Source organism: Corynebacterium sp. MSK073 (genome assembly GCF_030232085.1).
Lineage (GTDB): Bacteria > Actinomycetota > Actinomycetes > Mycobacteriales > Mycobacteriaceae > Corynebacterium.
Map to the genome: position 1 here is coordinate 231,500 of NZ_JASPIY010000001.1, position 22,637 is coordinate 254,136.

The following is a 22,637-nucleotide window of genomic DNA, read 5'->3' on the forward strand; positions in this document are numbered from 1 at the left end:
CATGGCCGTATCGACTAAAAATAAGATTTCCCGTTTAGATCGCCTCTATGAAGACGAGCGTGGCTATGACTTCATTGGCCACACCAAACGGTGGTACGGGATTACCGCCGCGCTCCTCGTCGGCGCCATCGCCGCCATCCTGATTCGCGGATTTACCCTTTCCCTCGACTTTGAGGGAGGAACCACCTTGTCCATGCCCGCTGGGGACTTGAAAGAGGACGAGGTAGCTACCGTCTTTGAGGACTCCACCGGCGTTGAACCCGAACAGGTTCGCATCGTCGGCGCCGGCGATTCTGAGACGCTTGAAATCACCTCGGAGCGCTTGAGTCAAGAAGAGGTAGACAGCGCCCGGTCTGCCATCTACGAGGAATTCCAACCGAAGGATGAAAACGGGGAGGCCACCCCAGACGCCATCGGTTCTTCCACCGTGTCCGAATCGTGGGGCTCCTCGATTACGCAGCGCATGATCCTCGCCATGGTCGTATTCCTCGTTGCAGCGACCATCTATGTGGCGGTGCGCTTGCAAAAGATTATGGCTTTTGCCGCCATTTTGGCGCTGATTATCGATGGCATCGTCATCGCCGGTATCTACGCCCTCTTCGGCTTTGAAGTTTCTCCCGCCGTCATCATCGGTTTGCTCACCGTCCTGACCTTCTCCATCTATGACTCCGTCATCGTCTTTGACAAGGTCAATGAGAATACGGCGGGGCTGGAAGGCCAACGTTCTAAGACCTATGGGGAACTCGCCAACTTGGCGATTAACCAGACGGTCATGCGTTCCATTTCCACCTCCATCATCTCCGCGCTGCCTATTATCGCGCTGTTCGTCATCGCCGTATGGCTTATGGGCATCGGTACGCTGCGCGATTTGGCGCTGATCCAGCTCATCGGCGTCATCGAGGGTATTTTCTCCTCGATTTTCTTGGCTACCCCGTTGGTGGTGACGTTTGCTAATTGGACTAAGCGCGTCAAGCAGCACACGCAGCGTGTGCTGGATTACCGCGCGGGTAAGTCTGAGGACGGTGAACCGGCGGACGCGGGTTCTGCAAAGCGCAAGGTGGTTACGCCTTCCGATGTCGGGGCCAAGACGCACAAGGAAGTGGCAGAAGAACAAACTGATCACGGCAGCAGTGCCTCCGGCCATACAGGTGCTACGTGGCGCCCGGGCCGCTAAATGCCCTTGAACACGGCATAATCAGGCAGAGTAAGGCTTGGTCTTTTTAGGAGAAAAGGGGTTGTGCGTACCGTGGAACGCAGATTAGGCACCACACGGTGGTGGGGGCGCCGTCCCAAAATCATGGCGGTTGCAGCAGGGCTTTCCGCCCTGGCGCTGGTAGCGGCCTCGTGCAGTAGTGAGGAATCTGAGGGCGGTGACCAGGCCTCGCCCGCCGATCCGGAGTCCTATAACTACCCCGGGTATATGGTTAACTCTCAGCTGACCACGACGAATGCGGGCACCGCCTTCGGCAGCACCACCTCAGCGGCCCAACTTTCGGCGCGGCTTTATCCCGGTCTTTTTGTGCCGGGCCCCTCCGGACAGCTCATTCCCAATGCGGATTTGGTAGAGACCGAAGAGCTTCCGCCGGCAGCAGATAGTGATCAGGAAAGCGTGCGTTTGACGCTTGCTGATGACGCCACGTTCTCCGATGGTGCGCCCGTCACCTGCGATGATTACCTGCTTTCCTATACGGCTGGCACGCACCCGGTTGAATTTGCCTCGCATATGCCACTAATGAATGACATCGCCGATATCGAGTGCACACCGCAGAGCAAAGCCTTTACGCTGACTTTCCAGAAAGACCAGGGACATCGGTGGCGCCAAATGTTTGGCCCTGGCACCGTTATGCCTGCGCATGCGCTTGCGCAGAAGACGGACATGAGCATGGAGGATCTCAACGCGGCCCTGCATGCAGGAGACATGGCGGCGCTGCAGCCAGTAGCGGAATTGTGGCGCTATGGTTTTTCTACAGCCAAGGATGACTTTGACCCACAGCTGCAGGTGTCCTACGGCCCATTTACCGCGGATAAGATTGGTGATTCCGGCGAGGTCTTTTTAAAAGCCAATGAGCAGTATCGCGGCGACAAACCTGCCTTGGATCGCCTTGTCATATGGCCGGGTACTGCCAACGCACAGGAACTTGCGGATAAGGGCGTTCTCAAGGTGGCAGATTCCGCCACCGCGGCGCCCGATTGGCTTTCAGGGAACGCGGTTAAGGACGCAGAATCCGAGGAAGGCAACGACGCCTCAGAATCCACAAACGGATCTGGCTCGAATAAAGAAAGCGACTCCAATGCGGAGGGCTCCGCGGGCACAGAGAATGCCGAGTTTGAGACGATCACCAAGGTGGGCCTGCAAACCGATACGTTGACGCTGTCGCAGGCCGGGATTTTTGCGGAGCCTTCTGCTAGAAAGGCATTTGCTGCTTGCGTCGACCAAGCGGCGTTAGCACAAAAGAGCTCCGAAATATCTGGTGTCGATGTTCCCCCGGCTTATGTGCGCACCGTCTCTGTCCAAGATCCGGTGGCCCAAACGCTAGGCTCGGTGGCGAAGGACCACGAGGGAACGGACATGGCTGCGGCCGGCCAGTTGAACGGGTCCACCATCAGGGTGGGCTACGTTGGCCCGGATAAGCGCTATCAGGCGATGGTTGATGCGCTGCGCGCCTCTTGCGAGCCGGCGGGGATTACCATCGAGGATGCTGCGGCGGAGAACCTATCGCAGTTTTATCTCAACCCTGATCCGGAATCGGGGCAGCCAACCATTGATGCCTTCTTGGGCCCAGTCGATCCGCTGACCGAGTACTCCGCCGCTGATTCCAGTATTAAAAATTCCGTTCAGCTCAAGGAGCAGGAAGAGCAGCTGTGGGAGAGTGTTCCCTCCATTCCAGTCGCTGCGCAGCCGCGCGCGTTTATCGTTCACCGCGACGTGGAGGGTGTCCTGCCGTACACTGGCGTCTCGGGCATCGGCTGGAATATGGATCGTTGGCACGTGCCGGCAGAAGAACCTGTGGAGAAGGCCTAGGCCTTTTCGTTTTTAAATTTATTCTCGCTATTTAATTCTCAAGGAAGATGATGACTTCTCACTATGAATCAGCAGCACAAGCTTTGCGCGACAAGGTGCGCCTTGTGCAGGACTTTCCAGAAGAAGGAATTCTTTTTGAAGACCTCACACCGGTATTAGCCGATCCTGAGGCATTTCGGGCCGTTGTTGATGGTCTCGCGGCCGCCTGCGAGGAGCTGGGCGCGGATCTTATCGGCGGCCTGGATGCCCGCGGATTCTTGTTGGGCTCTGCCGTGGCGTACAAGCTGGGCTTGGGTATTTTGGCCATCCGCAAGAAGGGCAAGCTTCCACCGCCGGTATATACCGAAGAATACGAGCTGGAGTACGGCTCGGCCGCATTGGAGATCCCAGCCAGCGGCGTCGATGTGAAGGGCAAGCGCGTGGTGCTTGTCGATGACGTCCTGGCCACCGGTGGCACCCTCCACGGCGCCAAGCTGCTGCTCGAGTCTGCAGGCGCCGAGGTCGCGGGCAACGTCGTGGTGCTAGAAGTTAAGGGTCTTAATGGACGCGAACGCTTATCGGGCCCGCCGCTCATTGTGCTGGATGACGCTGACTAAGATGGTGTGTCTAAGCTAGATCACACGATCTGGAAAGGCGCTGCAGCCAGCAGTACAGGCTGCGGCATTGTGAAGGGCGGTAGAGATGGCCACGGATAAGTCAGCAAAACGCCAGGCTAATAACGGGATGCGGAGCATGTCTGCCCGGCTTGCTCGGTCACTGACCGGCGGGCGGGTCAAGATTAACCCCGCGCTCGATCCCCTCATGTCCATTCACCGGAAATTCCACCCCAAAGCGGATGCGGAACTACTCAACGCTGCCTATAACACCGCAGAAAGGTTGCACGAGGGAGTATTCCGCAAGTCGGGCGAGCCGTATATTACGCACCCCCTGGCCGTAGCCACGATTGCCGCGGAAATTGGTATGGATACCACCACCATCGTTGCAGCGCTCCTGCACGATACGGTGGAGGATACCGATTACACGCTTGAAGATCTGACCCGCGACTTTGGGCCAGAAGTCGCCCGGCTCGTTGATGGCGTGACCAAACTGGACAAGGTGGCCTTGGGTGCAGCGGCCGAGGCTGAGACCATCCGGAAGATGATCGTCGCCATGGCCAACGATCCGCGCGTGCTGGTCATCAAAGTCAGCGACCGTCTGCACAATATGCGCACCATGCGCTTTTTGCCGCCGGAAAAGCAAGCTAAGAAGGCACGCCAGACGCTAGAGGTCATCGCCCCCTTGGCCCACCGTCTGGGCATGGCGAGCGTGAAATGGGAATTAGAGGATCTGTCTTTTGCCATCCTCTATCCCAAAAAGTACGACGAAATCGTCCGCATGGTGGCAGAGCGTGCGCCCTCGCGCGATCGCGCCTTGAAGGAAATCATCAACCAAGTTAGCGCCGCCTTAAAGGAAAACGGCATCGAGGCTGAGGTAATGGGCCGGCCGAAGCACTACTGGTCCATCTATCAAAAGATGGTCGTGCGCGGCCGCGAGTTCGCGGAGATTTTTGACCTGGTGGGCATCCGCGTACTGGTGGATGACATCAATAGCTGTTACGCCGCCATTGGCGTCGTGCACTCCATTTACCAGGCTCTGCCTGGGCGTTTTAAGGATTATGTTTCCTCCCCGCGCTTTGGCGTCTACCAGTCTCTGCACACCACGGTGCTCGCGGACGGCGGAGCAACCCTAGAGGTGCAGGTCCGTACGCACGAGATGCACTACAACGCCGAATTCGGCGTCGCCGCGCACTGGCGCTATAAGGAAACCAAGGGGAAGAATTCTGGGCATCAAGAAGAGGTGGACCAGATGGCCTGGATGCGTCAGCTGCTGGACTGGCAGAAGGAAGCGGCAGATCCCAATGAGTTCCTCGATTCCTTGCGCTATGACCTGACGGCGCGCCAGATCTTTGCCTTTACCCCAAAGGGCGATGTGGTGGATCTGCCGGCGGGTTCCACCCCGGTGGATTTTGCCTACGCCGTGCATACGGAGGTCGGCCACCGCTGCATTGGCGCCAAGGTCAACGGCAAATTGGTGGCGCTAGAATCGCCGCTGAAATCCGGCGACAAGGTAGAAATCTTTACTTCCAAGGATCCCAACGCCGGCCCATCGCGCGATTGGCAGGAATTCTTGGTCTCGCCGCGGGCCAAGGCGAAGGTACGGCAGTGGTTTGCCAAGGAAAGGCGCGAGGAACACCTCGAAGCCGGACGCGATGCCTTGGCCTCTGAGGTGCAGCGCGGCGGCTTGCCGATGCACCGCCTGTTTACTGCCAGCTCCATGAAGCAGGTGGCAGAACAGCTGCACTATTCTGATGTCGATGCCCTGTACACGGCCATCGGCGCAGGCCACGTCTCCGCACAGCACGTGGCCAACCAATTGGTGGCCATGTTCGGCGACCGCGATGATGCCGTGGATGCCCTGGCCTCCCGAACCCCACTCTCGGAGCTCGAGCAGTCCCGCGCGCAGCATACTAAGGACTCCGCCTCCGGCACCGGCATCTTGGTGGAGGGAAGCCCCGATGTCATGGCTAAGCTTGCGAAGTGCTGCCAGCCGGTGCCTGGGGACGCCATTTTTGGTTTTGTCACCCGTGGCGGGGGAGTATCCGTGCACCGTGCGGACTGCGCCAACGCGGAAAAGCTCAAATCTGAGCCGGAGCGCATGCTGAAGGTGGAGTGGTCCTCTGGCACCTCTTCTACCGGCGCCTTTTCCGCAACTCTGCAGCTTGAGGCGTTGGACCGCCAGGGCCTGCTGTCTGAGCTGACGCGGGTTCTAAGTGATCAAAACATCAATGTGTTGACGATGAATTCTAACCGCGGCGAGGACCAAATTGCCACGATGCGGTTTACCTTCTCTGTATCGGATACCAAACAGCTGGGTTCCTTGATGACGACGTTGCGCAATACCGAAGGCGTCTTTGACGTCTACCGCGTGACTGCCTAACCGCCTGACCGCCCGGCTACCTCCCTGTGCGGTTGCTCGACAGAGCAACGCGCGGGCGACGCGCACGTGACGATTGCGTGAACTCTTGGCGGAAGAAAGGTAAAAGCCCATTTCACGGGCTTCATGCTTCCTGCGAATGGGTTAAGAAAGCGGTATATATTGTCTGAATACTTTCTACGACACAGGAGTAACTATGCAGTTCCGCCGCATTGGCCAGTTGGTGGCCGCTACTACCGCCACCGCCGTCGCGCTCTCCGGCACACACGCCCTAGCGCAGGAGGATACGACCACCATCTCGGTCACCAATATCACTGACCTGCACGGCCACTTGGAAGATGGCCTGAGTGACCCTGCTAAGGCGGGCGATGAGATTGGTGTGGCTCGCCTGCAATCGCTTATCAAGCAGGTCAATGAAGGCCAAGAGTTCAACCTCACCTCTTCGGGCGATAACGTGGGCGGATCTGCATTCGTTTCGGCCATCTCTGATGACAAGTACACGCTAGAAGCGCTCAACGCCATGGGGATGAAGGTCACCGCAGTGGGCAACCACGAATTCGACAAGGGCACTGAGGACCTAACGGACCGTATCCAGCCCGCTTCTGACTATCCCATCCTCGGCGCCAATGTGTTAAAAGACGGCAAACCGCTTTTGGACGCCTCCCATGTGGAAGAAATCGACGGCGTAAAGGTCGGCTACGTCGGCACCGTCACCCAGAACACCAAGTTCAAGGTATCTGCGGCAAAGATTCCGGGCGTCACTTTTACCGATCCAGTCGAGGCAACGAATAAGGAGGCCACCCGCTTGAAGGAAAGCGGCGAGGCAGATGTCGTGGTCTCCCTCTTCCACGAAGACGCGGAGGAATACGCAGAAGGCTTCAACAAAGACGTCGATATCCTCTTTGGAGGCGATACCCACCAGACCACCCAGGGAACGCAAGAGCGCGACGGCGCCCTGCCACTGCAGTGGGCGCAAGGCTACGAGTACGGCAAGCTGCTTAACGATGCCGATATTACCTTCGACAAGGCCGCGGGCGAGGTAAAGAAGATTGAGCTCAAGCAGTACGATGCGACTGATGCGGCGCAGGTAGAGCCGGATGCTGAGATTGCGGGCATCGTTAAGAAGGCACAGGATGAGGCCGAGGTAAAAGGCTCGAAGACCGCTGGCACAGTCGAAACCGACTTATTCCGCGGCTCCGATGAGGGGCAAAAGCCAGGTTCCAACCGCGGTGTCGAGTCCACCCTGAATAACTTCATCGCTGACGGGCAACGTTATGCCATGAGCAAGCAGGTTGGCGAGGACATTGATCTTGGCGTGATGAACGCCGGCGGTGTGCGTGCCGATTTACAGGGCGGCGATGTCACATACAAGGACATCTTTGAGGTCCAGCCGTTTGGTAACTCGGTTATTACCGCGAAGGTCTCCGGCAAGGACTTCATCACCGCTTTAGAAAACCAGTGGCAAGATGGAAGCAGTCGGCCGCGTCTAGCCATGGGGCTGTCCAATAACGTCCAGGTGGTCTATGACCACACGGCATCCCACGGCGAGCGCGTCAAGTCCGTGACCATCAATGGCGAGCCCCTCGACGCGGATAAGGACTATTCCATCGCGCTATCGTCCTTCCTCGCCTCCAGCGACAGCGAAAAGGGTGGCGATGGCTACTTTGAGGCAGGCTCCATCAAGGACAAGAACGATGTGGGATACATGGATGCCCAGGCCATGATCGACTACATCGCCTCCGGTGAGTCCGAGGTCCGCAAGGGGCAGGGCCAGATTGGCGCCCACATCGATGGTGACATTGCCCCGGGCAAAGAAATCACCGTCGATCTGTCCAGCTTGAATTACACCAGCGAGGGAGAGCCCATGGCCAAGACCGTCACGGTGAAGCTTGGTGATGAGGAAGCAACCGCCAATATCGATAATTCCAAGCAGGAAGGCGATGACCAATTTGGCGAGCGCGGACGTGCGCAAGTGACGCTTAACGTTCCAGAAGGCCTGACGGGCTCCCAAAACCTAGAAATCACCACCGATGCAGGCACGCAAGCGATCCTGCCCGTGAAAGTGGACGAAGCCGGCGGTGACGAGGCCGGCTCCCAAGAGGATGGTTCAGAGGATGAAGACTCCCCGAAGCTCCCGCAAGGCTCGTCTATTGGCGGCGCAGCCCTTGCCATCGTGGCGGCACTAGCGGCAGGAATCGCCTTTATTGGTTTGAACCCCCAGGTGCTGCCGGCACCACTGCGGTCCATCTTTGATGACCTGCGCAAGACCTTTCACATCTAATTAGGGATCCAAATCCTGTGGATACGCGAAAAGCGCTTTTCCTCGCTTAAAGGGGGAAAAGCGCTTATTTTTCTGTGCTGTGTCGTGCATCCTAGTAACCTCAAAAGCCGTGGATATCTTTGAACGGTTTTTACGCGAGGCTACTTTTCAACTAGGAATCGAGCTACATCGAGTTCCTGTTGTCATGTTGTCTACATTAGGCATCTATCTCGCCTTTATGGTCTTGGTGAAGCTTTTTGGTTCCCGCGTATTGACCTCCATGACGGCCTCTGACGCGATCATCATCATTATGTTCGGTGCTGTTGCCGGGCGTGTGATCATTGGTGTTCCACCTACACTAGCGGCGGGTGTTATCGGGCTGACCACACTGATGGCCTTGGAAGCTGCATTCGGGACCATTCGCAAGGTAGTGAAATGGACGCGGTTTTTAGATCGGCGTCCAGTCCTCATCGTCTTTCAGGGCGAGATGATTGACGATAATCTCACCGTTTCCCATATCACTCGCTCTGACGTGTATTCCGCGGTGCGAAAGGCTGGTTTAGCCCGCATGGAAGACGTTCAGATTATGGTTTTAGAGCCCACCGGGCACATATCTGTCATCAAGAATGGTCAGGACATAGACCCAGATATCTTTAATGACCTCGTTGGCTCTGGGTATATCAAACAGGCCAAAGAGTCTTAAAGAATTGATAGAGGGGGAAGAACTTCAGGACTACTTTTCGTACAACCGCCGTGCAGATAAATAAGAGCACGGCGGTTAATCGCCCTCAAGAGGCATCAACGTCTAGAAAGGAAGTTTGAAGTTCTTTAGAAGGTCATCGATGTTGATGTACTTATTGGCGAACGCGAAGAGAGTGCCCAGTGCGCCGACAGCAGCAGTAATGACTTCGATCCAGGCCTTGACGGACTCAGGATTCGCGTCCTTGGAAGACAAGGCTTGCGTATTCTTGGCGTCGTTTTTCTTGTTTGCATCAGAATCAATGTTCTGGCTAGGAGTGCTGGTGGAGGCAGTAGAAGAGCCTTGAGCAACGGTATTCACATTCTCCGCGGCAGTGGCCACGGTGGTGCCAGCGAGAGTAACGGATAGGGCGGTTGCGCCGGCGAGGAAGGCCTTGCGGGAGAAAAGCTTCATTGTGTTTCCTGTCAAGCTTGTGGTGTTCAAATTTTTTGGATATTAGACGGCTGCGTAGCTGTCTGAATTACCCGAGCTAATTTTAATAAAAAACATTATCAATAAGGAATGGGGGTGTTTGGAGGGGGTGATTAATGCAGATGGTGTGAATGGGAAGGATGTGCTTTCTGGAGCTAAGCGAGGTAGAAGGGTATTTAAGGAAAAGCATCGGATATGAAAATTCCCCAGCGCCACGCCACGATATAGTTCGTGCAGTGTGCTGGGGTGAGGCAAATGTAGAGGGAATGGGGGAGGCATCGGCAAGCGCCGATGCCGCAGACTAGGCCTTTACCGTAGCCTTTTTGATCTTTACCTCTTCTGCAGGCTTGCCATCCTCTTGGCCGCCTGGATTGCTACCTTGGTCACCGGTGTCTACGCCGGCCTCGGCAATCTTGTCTAGGGTCTTGAGGCCTTCTTCAGTGATGGTGCCGAAGTAGGTGTAGTTAGGAGGTAACTCCGAGTCATCGTAGTTAAGGAAGAACTGGGAGCCGTTGGTATCTGGGCCGCTATTGGCCATAGCGACGGAGCCGCGGGGGTAGACAACTGGGTTCTGCGCGTCCTCGTCATCAGTTTCATCGGTGGGGTATTCATCAGCAAAGCTGAAGCCCGGGCCGCCGGCACCGGAACCGGTGGGGTCGCCGCACTGGAGCACATTCAAGCCACCGGAGGTCATGCGGTGGCAGACGGTGTCATCGTAGAAGCCGGAGTCAGCCAGTTCCGAAATGGCGTGGGTAGTACAAGGCGCAGTGGCGCGGTCTAGGTCCATCTCGATCGGGCCCTGGGTGGTATCGAAGGATACAGTAACAGTGCCCTCGGTGGATATATCCTTGCCGTCGGGCTTCTTGGCACCGTGGCCATCCTGCCCATTGTCCTTGTACTCGCACTGGACGGTTGCAGGCAGGGCTTCCGCGCGCTTACCGCTCAAGGGCTCTGCCTTGGGTGCTTCCTGCGTGGTCTGTGCTTCCGAGGTATCTTCCGCCTGGATTTCGCCCTCAGAGTCATCGCGGGTGGAGAGGAAGTAAATCCCTCCGGCGATGCCGAGGATGACGACGAGCGAGGCTAAGGCGACGCCAAAAGGACGAGTCTTTTGTTTGCGGTCACGGGACTTTAGTTCGCGGTCGAGCTTGTGCAGCGCGTCTTCTCCGCGCTTTTTATTATCTGGCACCGTGGGACAACCTTTCTAGCGATTATCGGTGACGTGTCTCAACTAGGACGATTTTAGCGGCTTTGCGGCCATGGGGATGACTTGGCTCGGGGATTGGCTTAAGCAATAAGCGGAGAGCTATAGCGGGGAAGCAAAAGTATCAGTACGCTCGGGGCCATGGCTGAAGTTAATTTTTCTGACGAACCTACCCAAACCGCTGGTGAACTTCCCGCAGTAGGGGAGTCCATCCCAGAATTCACTCTCGTTGGCACCGACCTCTCTGAGGTCACCAAAAAGGATTTCGAGGGCAAGCGCCTCGTTATCTCGATTTTCCCATCCATCGATACCGGCGTGTGCCAGCAGCAGTTGCGCACCTTTAATGAAAAGGCTGCGGGCTTGGACAACACCGTTGTCTTGTCCGTCTCCCGCGACCTACCTTTTGCACTGGATCGTTTCTGCGCCGCAGAGGGCATTGAAAACGTGGACACCGCCTCCGATTTCCGCTCCGATTTTGGCGAGAAGTTCGGCGTGACCTTGCAAGGCTCCCCGCTCAAGGGCCTTTTGGCACGCTCCGTTGTGGTCACCGACGCTGACCACAAGGTCATCTACAACGAGTTGGTGCCAGAGGTAACCACTGAGCCGGACTACGATAAGGCACTTGCCGCCCTGCAATAAAGCTTTAAGCTGGCAGGATATTTAAATCTAGCACCCAGCCTTTCCCCATAACCCACCGTGGCTGTGGGGGTGAAGGCTGGGTGCTTTTTGCATGCTTGCGGGGCCCTTGAGTTCAGAGGGGCGCTGCGTTCGGGAGCGCTGTGGGTGCAGGTCTCGTTAGACTTAAAGCATGGAGATTCAAGGATTTACCGCGGGCCCATTTAGCACCAATACTTATATCGCGGCGGAGGGAAAGCGCGCTTTCATCGTGGATCCAGGCATGGATTCCACGTCGCAGGTTCTAGCGTACGACTATGACTATGAAGCCATCGTGCTCACGCACGGGCACATTGACCACACTCGCGAGGCCGGTGACTTGGCGCAGGAGCTCGATATCCCCGTTTATATTCATCCCGCAGATAAGTTCATGTTGGATTCTGGGGAGGGTGTTTCCGCCCAGGCACAGGAGTTATTCCACGCCTCGAGAATGGTGCCCATTTCCGATCTCCGCGAACTCCACGGTGGGGAAGAACTGGAGCTAATCGGGCATACATTTACCCTCCAGCACGCGCCTGGGCATTCGCCGGGGTGCGTATTGATCATTTCGGATACTTTTGCCCTTACCGGGGACGTACTTTTTGCCGGGGGAATGGGGCGGGTCGATCTGCCGGATTCTAATCCACAGGCCATGCTGGACTCATTGGCGGGACCGGTGTGGGATTTAGACGATAAGCTGGACATTCTTCCCGGCCACGGCCCAACCTCGACCATGCGTCAGGAGAGGGCGACCAACCCATTCCTGCGAAAATCCCATGGGGTAGTCTAGTGACCATGAGTGAAGAGAAGCGGTTCCACGCACTGTCCGCACCGAAGGGTGTGCCAGACTATTTCCCACCAGAGTCTGCGACTTTTTATAAGGTCCGCCAGACCATGGTGGAACAGGCGCATCTTTCCGGCTTTCAGCACATTGAATTGCCCATTTTTGAAGATACCGCGCTCTTTGCCCGCGGCGTGGGCGAATCTACCGACGTGGTCTCCAAGGAGATGTACACCTTTGCAGATCGCGGCGATCGCTCAGTGACCCTGCGCCCAGAGGGCACCGCGGGTGTGATGCGCTCGGTCATTCAACACAATCTGGACCGCGGTCAGCTGCCGGTAAAGCTGAACTACAGCGGGCCGTTCTTCCGCTATGAGCGCCCGCAGGCAGGGCGCTACCGCCAGCTTCAGCAGGTTGGCGTGGAAGCCATTGGCGTCGACGATCCCGCATTGGATGCGGAGGTCATCGCCCTGGCGGATCGCTCCTATAGGGCCCTGGGACTTTCCGGGTACCGCCTGGAATTGACCAGCTTGGGCGACCGGAATTGCCGGCCCGCCTACCGCGAAAAGCTGCAGGAATTCCTGTTTAAGCTGGACTTGGATGAGGAAACCCGCCGCCGCGCGGAGATCAATCCCTTGCGCGTCTTGGACGATAAGCGCCCAGACATGCAGGAGCAGCTTGCCGATGCCCCATTGATGCTCGACTACCTCAACGCCGAGTGCCGCGAGCACTTTGAGACCGTAACCGGCATGCTGGATGATATGGGTGTTGCCTACGAAATCAACCCGCGCATGGTGCGCGGCTTGGACTACTACACCAAGACCTGTTTTGAATTCGTCCACGATGGCCTGGGTGCGCAATCCGGTATTGGCGGCGGTGGCCGCTACGACGGGTTGATGGCGCAGCTTGGCGGCCAAGATCTCTCGGGCATCGGCTATGGCCTCGGCGTCGACCGCGCCATCCTCGCCCTTGAAGCGGAGGGAATCACCTTAGAAGGCAGTGATTCCCGCGTGGACGTCTACGGCATTGCCTTGGGCGCAGCGGCCAAGCGCCGCATGACCGGGATCATCAATGACCTGCGCAAGGCGGGAATCGCCGCGGACATGTCCTTTGGTGATCGCGGCCTTAAGGGGGCGATGAAGGGCGCTGACCGCGCGGGCGCGCGCTTTGCTCTGGTCTTGGGAGACCAAGAACTAGACAATGGCACCGTCGCCGTGAAGGACTTGGCCGCCCACGAACAGCGCGATGTTGAACTATCGCAGCTGGTTGCCATTCTGGGGCAGGATCTAGAAGGCTAAACGCAGGATCAAAAAAGGCGGCACCGAAATTACTCGGTGCCGCCCTTTTATGTGCTTTTGACTGATTAGCACTCCACCTGGGAAACGCTAAAGCCCATCGTCTTGGCCAAGCCGCCGAGGGAGGTCTCCTTGTACTTGGAGAGCATATCGCGGCCCGTATCCGCCATGGTTTGTACGGCATTATCTAGGGTGACGTGGTGGGTGCCTTCACCCATCATCGCCATGCGGGCGGCGTTAATGGATTTCACCGCGCCGATGGCGTTGCGCTCAATACAGGGGATCTGCACTAATCCACCTACCGGGTCACAGGTAAGGCCGAGGTTGTGTTCAAGGGCGATCTCTGCCGCATTTTCTACCTGGGCAGGCGTTGCACCAAGGAGTGCTGCCATTCCCGCAGCGGACATGGACGAGGCGGAGCCGACTTCTCCCTGGCAGCCCACCTCGGCGCCGGAAATTGAGGCATTTTGTTTGATGATCATGCCGATTGCGCCGGCGGTGAGCAGGTAGCGGCGTGCGGATTCGCGGCAGAAGCCACCATGGAAATCGCGCGCATAGTGCAAGACTGCGGGAATGATGCCGCAGGCGCCGTTGGTGGGCGCGGTGATAACGCGGCCGCCCGCAGCGTTTTGCTCGTTGACCGCTAAGGCGAAGAGGTTGACCCATTCCATGGCGGAAAATCCAGAGTGTGGGTCATTTTTCTGCTCGAGCAGCTGCGCATACATCTTGGGGGCACGCCGCGGCACTCGGAGACCACCGGGCAAGAGGCCCTTGGTGGAAATGCCATCGGTCACGCATTCGCGCATGATGTCCCATACGAGGTCCAAGTGGCGCAGGACAAAATCCGCGCCGCCCTCGTCCTGATGAAGTACTTCCTCATTGGCGAGGACGATTTCCCAAATATCTTTGTCGTTGGCCTCGCAGAGGTTGAGCAGTTCTTCACCGGTGGTGAACTCATAAGGCACGGTATCTTCTACGGTTGCTGCGGCAACGCCGGCGGGTACCTCGTGGCTATCGGCCATCTCCGCGTCTAACTCTTTGCGGGAGAGGATGAAGCCACCGCCGACGGAGAAGTACTGCTCGTCTTCAGCCAAGATAGTGCCATCAGCATCCCAGGCCTTGAAGATCATGCCGTTGGGGTGCTGGGGCAGTGGCTCGTTCTCAAAGGCAATTTCGTAGTCGACGGAGCCGGACGGGCCGGAGATGTTGCCTTCACTGGGGATTATGCCGCCGGCTTGTGGCTCGGCATCGATGGGAACGGTCAGCGGCTCCCAACCGGCGAGTCCCAGAATGACGGCGCGGTCGGAGGCGTGGCCGCGCCCAGTGGCGGCAAGCGAACCGCGCAGCTCCGCGGAGACGCGGGCGGGATGGGTATCGAGGGATTCTAGAAATTGCTTCGCGGCGCGCATCGGCCCAACCGTGTGTGAGGAGGAGGGACCAATGCCGATGGCGAAAATGTCAGTAACGCTAATAGTCATGGTGAAAGCCTTAAGAAACCTTTCTTGGTAGCAAGAGAGTTATCAGTCCAAGAGCATGAAAAAGAGATTTTCTCAGGCGCGGGGATTCAAGTGGAACATTTCTAAAATTCAAGCGTAGAGAAATATGTGACATGTATCAATTTTAGAATATGCGATAGGTATTGCGGCGCTAGTGCTTTCCGTCGTATTGGGACAAAATTTCCTCGAAAGGCAGAAATTCCTCGTCCACTCCGATCCCAGTGGGGCGGGAATGGGGTCCGGGCTTAGGGGCATCGGCAAGCCCGGCGACCCGATCCGTTGGGCGGATCATCTGATCTGCAAGCTGGGTGGCGGCGCGCTCGATGCGGCTGCGAATGCGCGCGCCCTCGGCGGTGCCCAGATCTTCTGTTGCCTGGAAAATGCCGGTGGGAACGACGTGGGCGTGCAGGTAATTCAATAGGGGGCGCAGCGCATAGTCCAAGATGAGCGCGTGGCGCGGTGAACCGCCCGTAGCGGCAACGATGGTAGGCAGTTCCTCCAAGGCGTGCGAATCCAGAACATCAAAAAACATCTTGAACAGCCCGGAGTAGCTTCCTTGGAACGCGGGCGTGACGGCAATAAAGCCATCGGCCGTAGACAGCAGCTCTTTCGCTTCATCCAAGTGGGGCGTCGGGGCCGCCCAATTGGTCATGGCCGTGGCCAATTCAGAAGCAAGGGTGCGCACCTCAATGATGTGGGTGTTCACGCCTTCACCGCGTGCGGAAATCTTTGCCTCGGTGGCTTCTGCAATAGTCTCAGCTAATTGCCGGGTAGATGATGGCTCCGATAGCCCGGCCGTGAGGACAACCAAAGATCGCATTGTTTAGTCCTCCTTTCCAGGGCTTACGCGAAAGTGTGGGGAATCTGGGTGCTGCTTGAGCGTGGCATGCGTTGGTGGGTCTGAGGGTACATGGTCTGGTCGCCGCTGCTCAAAGCGTCGGCGGAGCTCTGGGACGACTTGAGTGCCAAGAATTTCTATCTGCTTGAGCACCACTTCTTGCGGCAGGCCCGCGTGATCGATGAGGAAGAGCTGGCGTTGGTAATCGCCCACGTAGTCCGCAAATTTCAGGGTGCGCTCAATAACCTGCTCTGCGGTACCCACGGTCAGCGGGGTGTAGTCAGTAAACTCCTCCAGGCTAGGCCCGTGCCCGTACACGGGTGCGTTATCGAAGTACGGGCGGAAGAACTTCTTGGCTTCCTCTTCAGTATCGCCAATGAATACCTGGCCGCCGAGACCCACGATGGCTTGGTCGGCCTGACCGTGGCCATAGGAGGCGAAGCGGCGCCGGTACATGGTGACCATCTTGGCCGTGTGTTCCTGATTCCAGAAAATATTATTGTGGAAGAACCCGTCGCCATAATAGGCCGCTTGTTCTGCAATCTGTGTAGAGCGAATTGAGCCGTGCCATACAAACGGCGGGACGCCATCGAGGGGCGCCGGGGTAGAGGTAAACGCCTGCAACGGGGTGCGGAATTTGCCCTCCCAGTTGACGCTATTTTCGCGCCACAGGCGGCGCAGCAAGTGGTAATTTTCCACGGCCAAGGGGATGCCTTGGCGGATATCTTTGCCAAACCACGGGTAGACGGGGCCGGTATTGCCGCGTCCCATCATCAGGTCCACACGGCCGCCGGAAAGGTGCTGCAAAAAGGCGTAATCTTCCGCGATCTTTACCGGGTCATTGGTGGTAATTAGCGTCGTGGAGGTAGAAAGCTGCAGGCGCTTAGTCTGCGCCGCAATATAGGCCAGGTGGGTCGTCGGGGAGGAGGGGACGAAGGGCGGGTTGTGGTGCTCGCCTGTGGCAAAGACATCGAGGCCCACTTCTTCCGCCTTGAGCGCGATTTCCGTAATATTGCGGATTCGCTCCGCCTCTGACGGGGTTTCGCCCGTCGTTGGATCGGTGGTCACATCTCCGACCGTGAAAATGCCAAATTGCATGGTGTCCCTTTCTACGTACCTATAATCATTGTACGTGACATGTCAACAACGTGGGAGGGGAGATTGTTCCCAAACGAGTAAAGAGGGGGACGGGAATTAGCTGTAGACCCCGCGCCCCAAGGTGTCGCACTCAGCCATCCGGCCGGAATTATAACCAGCAAGGAAAGCCCGCTGGCGTTGCTCGGAGGAGCCGTGCGTCCACGCATCGGGTTGGACCTGCCCGGTGGAACGCCGCTGGATATTATCGTCGCCCACAGCCTGCGCCGCGGTGACTGCGTCAGCGACCTGCTGCTGGGAAATCGGTTCCAGCAGCGCATCCTCGCCCTTATCTGCATGAGAAGCCCAAATACCTGCGTAGCAATCTGCCTGGAGCTCGATCTTTACCGCATTGGAATCCGCGCCGGGGTCGTTATAGTCAGATAGCTGCAGCGTGCCCTCGAGCTGCTGAATGTGGTGGCCAAACTCGTGGGCGACGATGTACATCTGCGCGAATGGGGCATTGTGCGCGCCGTAGTTGCTCAGGGAATCGAAAAAGGTGGTATCGAAATACGCCGATTGGTCGGCGGGGCAATAAAAGGGACCCGTGGCTGAAGAGGCGGTGCCGCAACCGGAATTGGTGGAGCCATTAAAAATCACCCGGCCAGGGTTGGTGTATTCGATGCCGGCTTGCTCGGGCAGCTCGGCGGTCCAGACGTTATCCACGCTCATGGCGGTAAACATGACCCGGCAGTCATCGTATTTATTGCCGTCTTCTGCCGTTTGGCAGTGATCGAAGGCAGAATCATCGGCACCGGAGTGGGACTGCTCATTGCCCAGGAGGGCGCCAATATCGGAGGGGTTTCCTCCCAATAAGAGGTAGAGCCCGACGAGCATGACGGAGCCGATGCCGCCGCCTAAAGCGAGGCCGCCGCCACCGCCGGAGGTTGCGCGCTGGCCATCGAAATCGGCACCAGATTTAAACGTCATGCCTAAATAGTGCCACACCTTTTCGGCGTCTTCAGTGCGTACCGGCCACATTTATGCGCGGTACTGGCAGCGGCGTCCGGTTCGCACCCATGCCTAGTGCCTTAAATGGACTTAATAGGAGAAGAAACGGCGATGGGATGTAGAATTGGCCAAGTTCCTAGTCTTGTGCTTGGTTGGGCGCGCGCTGTTTACGCGTGGCTGGACCCGCAAGTAACTCCATTTCAGAAGGGATTGAATTATAGTGCTGCGTACCCATTTGGCCGGTGAGCTCCGCAAAGAACTGGCAGAAGAGACCGTAACCCTAACCGGTTGGGTGTCTCGTCGCCGTGACCACGGCGGCGTGATCTTCATTGACCTGCGCGATCGTTCCGGCATTGCCCAGGTGGTCTTCCGCGAATCCGATGTGGCAGAGCGCGCCCACGACCTGCGTTCGGAATACTGCGTCAAGGTAACCGGCGTAGTGGAACCGCGCCCAGAAGGCTCCGAAAACCCGAACCTGCCTTCCGGAGACATCGAGGTCAACGTCACCGACCTGGAGGTGCTCAACAAATCCGCAGCGCTGCCCTTCCAGGTAGATGATCCTTCCGCCTCTGGCGAGGTAGGCGAGGAGACCCGCCTGAAGTACCGCTACTTGGATCTGCGCCGCGAGCGCCAGGCAAAGGCCCTGCGCCTGCGCTCCGCTGCCAACCGCGCGGCCCGCAACGTGCTGGATAAGCACGATTTCGCCGAAATCGAAACCCCTACCTTGACCCGCTCCACCCCTGAGGGCGCCCGCGACTTTTTGGTCCCTGCCCGCCTGAAGCCGGGCTCCTGGTACGCGCTGCCGCAGTCGCCGCAGCTGTTCAAGCAGCTGCTGATGGTGGCGGGCATGGAGCGCTATTACCAGATCGCGCGGTGCTACCGCGATGAGGACTTCCGCGCCGACCGCCAGCCGGAATTTACCCAGCTAGACGTGGAGATGTCCTTCGTGGATCAAGACGATGTCATTGCGCTTGGTGAAGAGATTGTCAAAGAGCTGTGGAAGCTCATCGGCTATGACATTCAGACCCCGATCCCGCGCATGACCTATGCCGATGCCATGAAGTACTACGGCTCCGATAAGCCGGATCTGCGCTTCGACATCAAGATCGTCGAGTGCACGGAGTTCTTCAAGGACACTACCTTCCGCGTCTTCCAGAACGAATACGTCGGCGCCGTAGTCATGGACGGCGGTGCTTCGCAGCCGCGCCGCCAGTTTGATGCATGGCAGGACTGGGCCAAGCAGCGCGGCGCCAAGGGCCTTGCCTACATCACCGTTGCAGAAGATGGCACTTTGGGCGGGCCAGTAGCCAAGAACATCACCGACGCGGAGCGCGAGGGCATCGCCGAGCACGTGGGCGCAAAGCCTGGTGACGCCATCTTCTTCGCCGCCGGCGATACCAAGTCTTCCCGCGCGCTGCTGGGTGCGGCCCGCGGTGAAATCGCCAAGAAGCTCGACCTCATCAAGGAAGGTGACTGGGCCTTTACCTGGGTCGTTGACGCCCCGCTCTTTGAGCCTTCTGCCGATGCCACCGCTTCCGGCGACGTGGCCTTGGGCCACTCCAAGTGGACCGCGGTGCACCACGCTTTTACCTCGCCGAAGCCGGAGTGGATCGATTCCTTCGACGAGAACCCGGGCGAGGCCACGGCCTACGCTTATGACATCGTCTGCAACGGCAACGAGATCGGCGGCGGTTCTATCCGTATCCACCAAGAAGATGTGCAAAAGCGTGTCTTCGAGGTCATGGGCATCGGCGATGAGGAAGCACAAGAAAAGTTCGGCTTCTTGCTTGACGCTTTCTCCTACGGCGCACCTCCACACGGCGGCATCGCCTTTGGCTGGGACCGCATCGTGTCCCTCTTGGGCGGCTTTGACTCCATCCGCGACGTCATTGCCTTCCCGAAGTCCGGTGGCGGCGTGGATCCGCTTACCGATGCCCCCGCGCCCATCCCTGCCGCACAGCGCAAGGAGACCGGCGTGGATTTCAAGCCGGAGAAGAAAAAGAACGGCGAAGAGGCTAAGGCCGCGAAATCAGAGCAGGAGAACTAGCTCTTAGGCTCGCTATCACGACACCATTTTTAGGGTAAGCGGGGCGCGCGTCCTCGCCGCAGCGGAAACTTGTGCGGCGAGGGTGTAGCCCCCGCTTTGTGTTGGCGGGCATACTGGATAGAACTATGGTTGATACACAGACAGTGCTTTCGGCCGATGAGGTCATTGGTGCCGCATCGGAAATGTTGTCGCGCCGCTTTGGTGGCACGCCGGAAATGTCAGACATTGAGGATCTAGGCGGATCCGGCAATGCTTTAGTCCTGCGCGCGAAGGTTGCCCCTAGCGCCTTTTTGCCGCATCGCTCTGTGGTCATCAAATACAATCCGGTCACCGGCTACGGCGTGGATGACGCGGCAATGCTGCGCGAGGTCGTGGCCTATCAATTCACCACCGCCTTAGCAGAAGACGTGCGCCCAGGGCCGGTGCTGCTTGCGCATGATTTAGACCGGCGCATCATCGTCCTGACGGATTTGGGGGAGGCCGAGACCCTTGCGGATGTGCTCTTAGAATCCGGCGATGAGGATCGCATTCGGATCCTGCGCTCCTTGGGCACGGCATTGGGGCATATCCACGTAGGCACCGCGGATCATGAGCAGGATTTCGAGACCCTGCTCAACCGCACCTTGCGGCATAACCCGGAATACGCCGATCACCAATCTGTGCGCGATCAGTCCCTGTATCGCTCCATCGGCATCGGGCTGAGCCTGCTTGATGAGGCGGGGCTTGAAGCCCCCGAAAGCTTCCGCAGTTTAGCCGATCAAGCCGCTGAATCCCTCGCCTCCGGCAAGGATAGGGCCTTTACTCCCTTCGATTTATCGCCGGATAACATCATCGTCTCCAAGCGCCTGCACTTCTTGGACTATGAATGGGCCGGTTTTAGGAACGTGGGCTTTGACGTCGCGTGCGTTATCGCGGGCTTCCCGCAGTTCCTGTTTTCTAAGCCAATTACGGATAAGGAAGCAGATATATTCCTCGCCGCATGGTCGCGCGAGGTATCTGAGGTGTGGCCGCGCTTTGCCGACGAAGACGAACTGCACGGGCTTATCGTCGCTTCCCTCATTGGCTGGGCCTTGTCGAGCGTGACCACGATGCACGCTGGCGGAATTGAGGGACTGGTTGCCCTTGCTAGCGGTGACGCGGAGATTGTCCATGACCCAAAGCGTTCGATCCTGCGCCCGCCGGAAAGCGGCCCTTTTAATGAGGACGAGCTATTGGTGCGCCAAGATTTGTACGAAACCTTTGACGCGCTCGCGCGCTACGCCGCCCAATGCGGGACCGCACCGTGCACGTCCATCGCGGAGTTTGGCACCATCGTTGCCCGCCGCGTCCACGACGAATAATCACTACACCTTTCTGGGGAGCTAAAACCACATGAGCCAGGATTCTCTCTTCGGCGCCTCTCCCAATGCCGGTGGCACTATGGGCGGCGAAGGCTCGCCATCGTCTTTTCCCACAGCCAATCTCTTTGCCACGCACTCCGGTTCGCCCTTGGCCGCTCGCATGCGCCCACAGACTCTAGAAGAGGTCGTGGGCCAGGACCACCTCCTTGCCCCCGGCAAGCCGCTGCGCCGCTTGGTCGAGGGGTCCGGCGAGGCTTCGGTCATTTTGTATGGGCCGCCGGGTACTGGCAAGACGACGATTGCCTCGCTGATAGCCAGCCAGATGGGCCAAAACTTCGTCGGCCTCTCCGCCCTTGACTCAGGGGTGAAGCAGGTGCGCGAAGTCATTACCCACGCCCGGCAGGAACTCATCCACGGCCGCCGAACGGTCCTTTTCATCGATGAGGTGCACCGTTTCTCCAAAACCCAACAAGACGCCTTGCTGGCGGCGGTTGAAAACCGGACGGTCCTGCTGGTTGCAGCGACGACCGAAAACCCATCCTTCTCGGTCGTCTCGCCGCTTCTTTCCCGCTCGCTGCTTTTGCAGTTGCACTCGCTGAGCGAGGAGGATCTTAAGGGCGTAGCCCGCCGCGCGTTAGACAGCGATCGGGGGCTAGGCGAGCGCGAGCTAAGCATTACTGATGAGGCGCTCAACCAGCTTGTCGTGCTCTCTGGTGGCGATGCCCGGCGCAGCCTGACCTACCTCGAGGCGGCCGCGGAAGCAGTCGACGATGGCGGCGAGATCACCGCGGCCACGATTACGGATAACGTGAATCGGGCGGTGGTGCGCTATGACCGTGACGGCGATCAGCACTACGACGTGACTTCTGCGTTCATCAAGTCCATCCGCGGCTCCGATGTCGATGCCGCGCTGCACTACCTAGCGCGCATGGTGGAAGCCGGCGAAGATCCCCGGTTTATCGCCCGCCGCCTGATGGTTCACGCCTCAGAAGATATTGGCATGGCAGATCCCACCGCCTTGCAAGTCGCCGTTGCCGCTGCAGAGGCGGCGCAACTGATCGGCTTGCCAGAAGCGCGCATCCCACTGGCGCAGGCAACGATTCACTTGGCGACGGCGCCGAAATCTCCGTCCGTCATCGCTGCTATTACTAAGGCGCAGGCCGATGTCGCGGCCGGCAAGGTGGGCCACGTGCCGCCGCACCTGCGTGATGGGCACTATGAGGGCGCCAAGCGGCTGGGAAATGCCACGGGGTATTCCTATCCCCACGATGACCCGCGCGGGGTAGTGGAGCAGCAATACCTGCCCGATGAGCTCGAGGGCACCGTATATTATGAGCCCACCGAGCACGGCGCGGAAAAGCGAATCTTTGACTATATTGGCCGTTTGCGCAGGATACTTCGCGGCAAGCGCCGCTAAGTGCGAACCGGCTCGACCGGTTTTGGCCCCACCGATGGGCACAGCCTGCCTACCTGT

At 58.2% G+C, this 22,637-nt stretch carries 18 protein-coding genes; 12 read left to right on the forward strand and 6 right to left on the reverse strand.

Going from position 1 to position 22,637, the window contains the following annotated elements:
- Position 1: 1 nt before the first annotated feature.
- The 6 genes from secF (at position 2) to QP970_RS01165 (ending at position 8,958) form a co-directional block, all read left to right on the forward strand.
- A complete protein-coding gene (secF, locus tag QP970_RS01140; RefSeq protein WP_239268268.1) occupies positions 2-1,174 on the forward strand; it encodes a protein translocase subunit SecF in 1,173 nt (390 codons plus the stop codon).
- A gap of 72 nt (positions 1,175-1,246) precedes the next feature.
- Positions 1,247-3,022, forward strand: coding sequence for an ABC transporter substrate-binding protein (locus QP970_RS01145; protein ID WP_239268266.1), 1,776 nt, complete (start codon positions 1,247-1,249; stop codon positions 3,020-3,022).
- 50 nt (positions 3,023-3,072) lie between these two features.
- On the forward strand, positions 3,073-3,618 hold the full coding sequence (locus tag QP970_RS01150; protein WP_239268264.1) for an adenine phosphoribosyltransferase: 546 nt from the start codon (positions 3,073-3,075) through the stop codon (positions 3,616-3,618).
- Positions 3,619-3,703: 85 nt separating this feature from the next.
- Positions 3,704-5,998: a RelA/SpoT family protein gene (locus QP970_RS01155; protein ID WP_284869392.1), complete on the forward strand. Its 2,295-nt coding sequence runs from the start codon at positions 3,704-3,706 to the stop codon at positions 5,996-5,998.
- Positions 5,999-6,191: 193 nt separating this feature from the next.
- A complete protein-coding gene (locus QP970_RS01160; RefSeq protein ID WP_239275215.1) occupies positions 6,192-8,276 on the forward strand; it encodes a bifunctional metallophosphatase/5'-nucleotidase in 2,085 nt (694 codons plus the stop codon).
- A gap of 109 nt (positions 8,277-8,385) precedes the next feature.
- On the forward strand, positions 8,386-8,958 hold the full coding sequence (locus tag QP970_RS01165; RefSeq protein WP_410755690.1) for a DUF421 domain-containing protein: 573 nt from the start codon (positions 8,386-8,388) through the stop codon (positions 8,956-8,958).
- A gap of 102 nt (positions 8,959-9,060) precedes the next feature.
- Here QP970_RS01165 and QP970_RS01170 read toward each other — a convergent pair whose 3' ends face one another.
- Positions 9,061-9,408: a hypothetical protein gene (locus tag QP970_RS01170; protein WP_239268258.1), complete on the reverse strand. Its 348-nt coding sequence runs from the start codon at positions 9,406-9,408 to the stop codon at positions 9,061-9,063.
- Positions 9,409-9,727: 319 nt separating this feature from the next.
- On the reverse strand, positions 9,728-10,612 hold the full coding sequence (locus QP970_RS01175; protein WP_239275217.1) for a peptidylprolyl isomerase: 885 nt from the start codon (positions 10,610-10,612) through the stop codon (positions 9,728-9,730).
- A 156-nt stretch (positions 10,613-10,768) separates the two neighbouring features.
- Here QP970_RS01175 and tpx point away from each other — a divergent pair, with 156 nt between their 5' ends.
- From tpx to hisS, 3 genes are all read left to right on the forward strand, one after another.
- Entirely contained in the window at positions 10,769-11,266 is a 498-nt protein-coding gene (tpx, locus tag QP970_RS01180; RefSeq protein ID WP_239268254.1) for a thiol peroxidase, read from the forward strand.
- A gap of 169 nt (positions 11,267-11,435) precedes the next feature.
- Complete coding sequence (locus tag QP970_RS01185) at positions 11,436-12,071, forward strand: MBL fold metallo-hydrolase (RefSeq protein ID WP_239268252.1); 636 nt, start codon at positions 11,436-11,438, stop codon at positions 12,069-12,071.
- A gap of 5 nt (positions 12,072-12,076) precedes the next feature.
- Positions 12,077-13,360, forward strand: a complete 1,284-nt coding sequence (hisS, locus tag QP970_RS01190) for a histidine--tRNA ligase (protein WP_284869393.1) — start codon at positions 12,077-12,079, stop codon at positions 13,358-13,360.
- Between the two features lie 65 nt (positions 13,361-13,425).
- Here hisS and QP970_RS01195 read toward each other — a convergent pair whose 3' ends face one another.
- The 4 genes from QP970_RS01195 to ypfJ form a co-directional block, all read right to left on the reverse strand.
- Positions 13,426-14,835, reverse strand: coding sequence for an L-serine ammonia-lyase (locus QP970_RS01195; protein ID WP_284771480.1), 1,410 nt, complete (start codon positions 14,833-14,835; stop codon positions 13,426-13,428).
- Between the two features lie 169 nt (positions 14,836-15,004).
- Entirely contained in the window at positions 15,005-15,673 is a 669-nt protein-coding gene (locus tag QP970_RS01200) for an FMN reductase (protein ID WP_284771481.1), read from the reverse strand.
- A gap of 3 nt (positions 15,674-15,676) precedes the next feature.
- Positions 15,677-16,789, reverse strand: coding sequence for an LLM class flavin-dependent oxidoreductase (locus QP970_RS01205; protein ID WP_284771482.1), 1,113 nt, complete (start codon positions 16,787-16,789; stop codon positions 15,677-15,679).
- 96 nt (positions 16,790-16,885) lie between these two features.
- Positions 16,886-17,755, reverse strand: a complete 870-nt coding sequence (gene ypfJ, locus QP970_RS01210) for a KPN_02809 family neutral zinc metallopeptidase (RefSeq protein ID WP_284771483.1) — start codon at positions 17,753-17,755, stop codon at positions 16,886-16,888.
- Positions 17,756-17,996: 241 nt separating this feature from the next.
- Here ypfJ and aspS point away from each other — a divergent pair, with 241 nt between their 5' ends.
- The 3 genes from aspS (at position 17,997) to QP970_RS01225 (ending at position 22,580) form a co-directional block, all read left to right on the forward strand.
- Entirely contained in the window at positions 17,997-19,823 is a 1,827-nt protein-coding gene (gene aspS / locus QP970_RS01215) for an aspartate--tRNA ligase (RefSeq protein WP_023030669.1), read from the forward strand.
- 125 nt (positions 19,824-19,948) lie between these two features.
- Positions 19,949-21,163, forward strand: a complete 1,215-nt coding sequence (locus QP970_RS01220; protein WP_005279032.1) for a phosphotransferase family protein — start codon at positions 19,949-19,951, stop codon at positions 21,161-21,163.
- A gap of 31 nt (positions 21,164-21,194) precedes the next feature.
- A complete protein-coding gene (locus tag QP970_RS01225) occupies positions 21,195-22,580 on the forward strand; it encodes a replication-associated recombination protein A (protein WP_284771484.1) in 1,386 nt (461 codons plus the stop codon).
- Positions 22,581-22,637: the final 57 nt, after the last annotated feature.

Bases quoted from the DNA above. Each gene is read 5' to 3' on its own strand.
- secF (WP_239268268.1), top strand. From the start codon at position 2: ATGGCCGTATCGACTAAAAATAAGATTTCCCGTTTAGATCGCCTCTAT.
- QP970_RS01150 (WP_239268264.1), top strand. From the start codon at position 3,073: ATGACTTCTCACTATGAATCAGCAGCACAAGCTTTGCGCGACAAGGTG.
- QP970_RS01155 (WP_284869392.1), top strand. From the start codon at position 3,704: ATGGCCACGGATAAGTCAGCAAAACGCCAGGCTAATAACGGGATGCGG.
- QP970_RS01160 (WP_239275215.1), top strand. From the start codon at position 6,192: ATGCAGTTCCGCCGCATTGGCCAGTTGGTGGCCGCTACTACCGCCACC.
- QP970_RS01170 (WP_239268258.1), bottom strand. From the start codon at position 9,408: ATGAAGCTTTTCTCCCGCAAGGCCTTCCTCGCCGGCGCAACCGCCCTA.
- tpx (WP_239268254.1), top strand. From the start codon at position 10,769: ATGGCTGAAGTTAATTTTTCTGACGAACCTACCCAAACCGCTGGTGAA.
- QP970_RS01185 (WP_239268252.1), top strand. From the start codon at position 11,436: ATGGAGATTCAAGGATTTACCGCGGGCCCATTTAGCACCAATACTTAT.
- hisS (WP_284869393.1), top strand. From the start codon at position 12,077: ATGAGTGAAGAGAAGCGGTTCCACGCACTGTCCGCACCGAAGGGTGTG.
- QP970_RS01195 (WP_284771480.1), bottom strand. From the start codon at position 14,835: ATGACTATTAGCGTTACTGACATTTTCGCCATCGGCATTGGTCCCTCC.
- QP970_RS01200 (WP_284771481.1), bottom strand. From the start codon at position 15,673: ATGCGATCTTTGGTTGTCCTCACGGCCGGGCTATCGGAGCCATCATCT.
- QP970_RS01205 (WP_284771482.1), bottom strand. From the start codon at position 16,789: ATGCAATTTGGCATTTTCACGGTCGGAGATGTGACCACCGATCCAACG.
- ypfJ (WP_284771483.1), bottom strand. From the start codon at position 17,755: ATGACGTTTAAATCTGGTGCCGATTTCGATGGCCAGCGCGCAACCTCC.
- QP970_RS01220 (WP_005279032.1), top strand. From the start codon at position 19,949: ATGGTTGATACACAGACAGTGCTTTCGGCCGATGAGGTCATTGGTGCC.
- QP970_RS01225 (WP_284771484.1), top strand. From the start codon at position 21,195: ATGAGCCAGGATTCTCTCTTCGGCGCCTCTCCCAATGCCGGTGGCACT.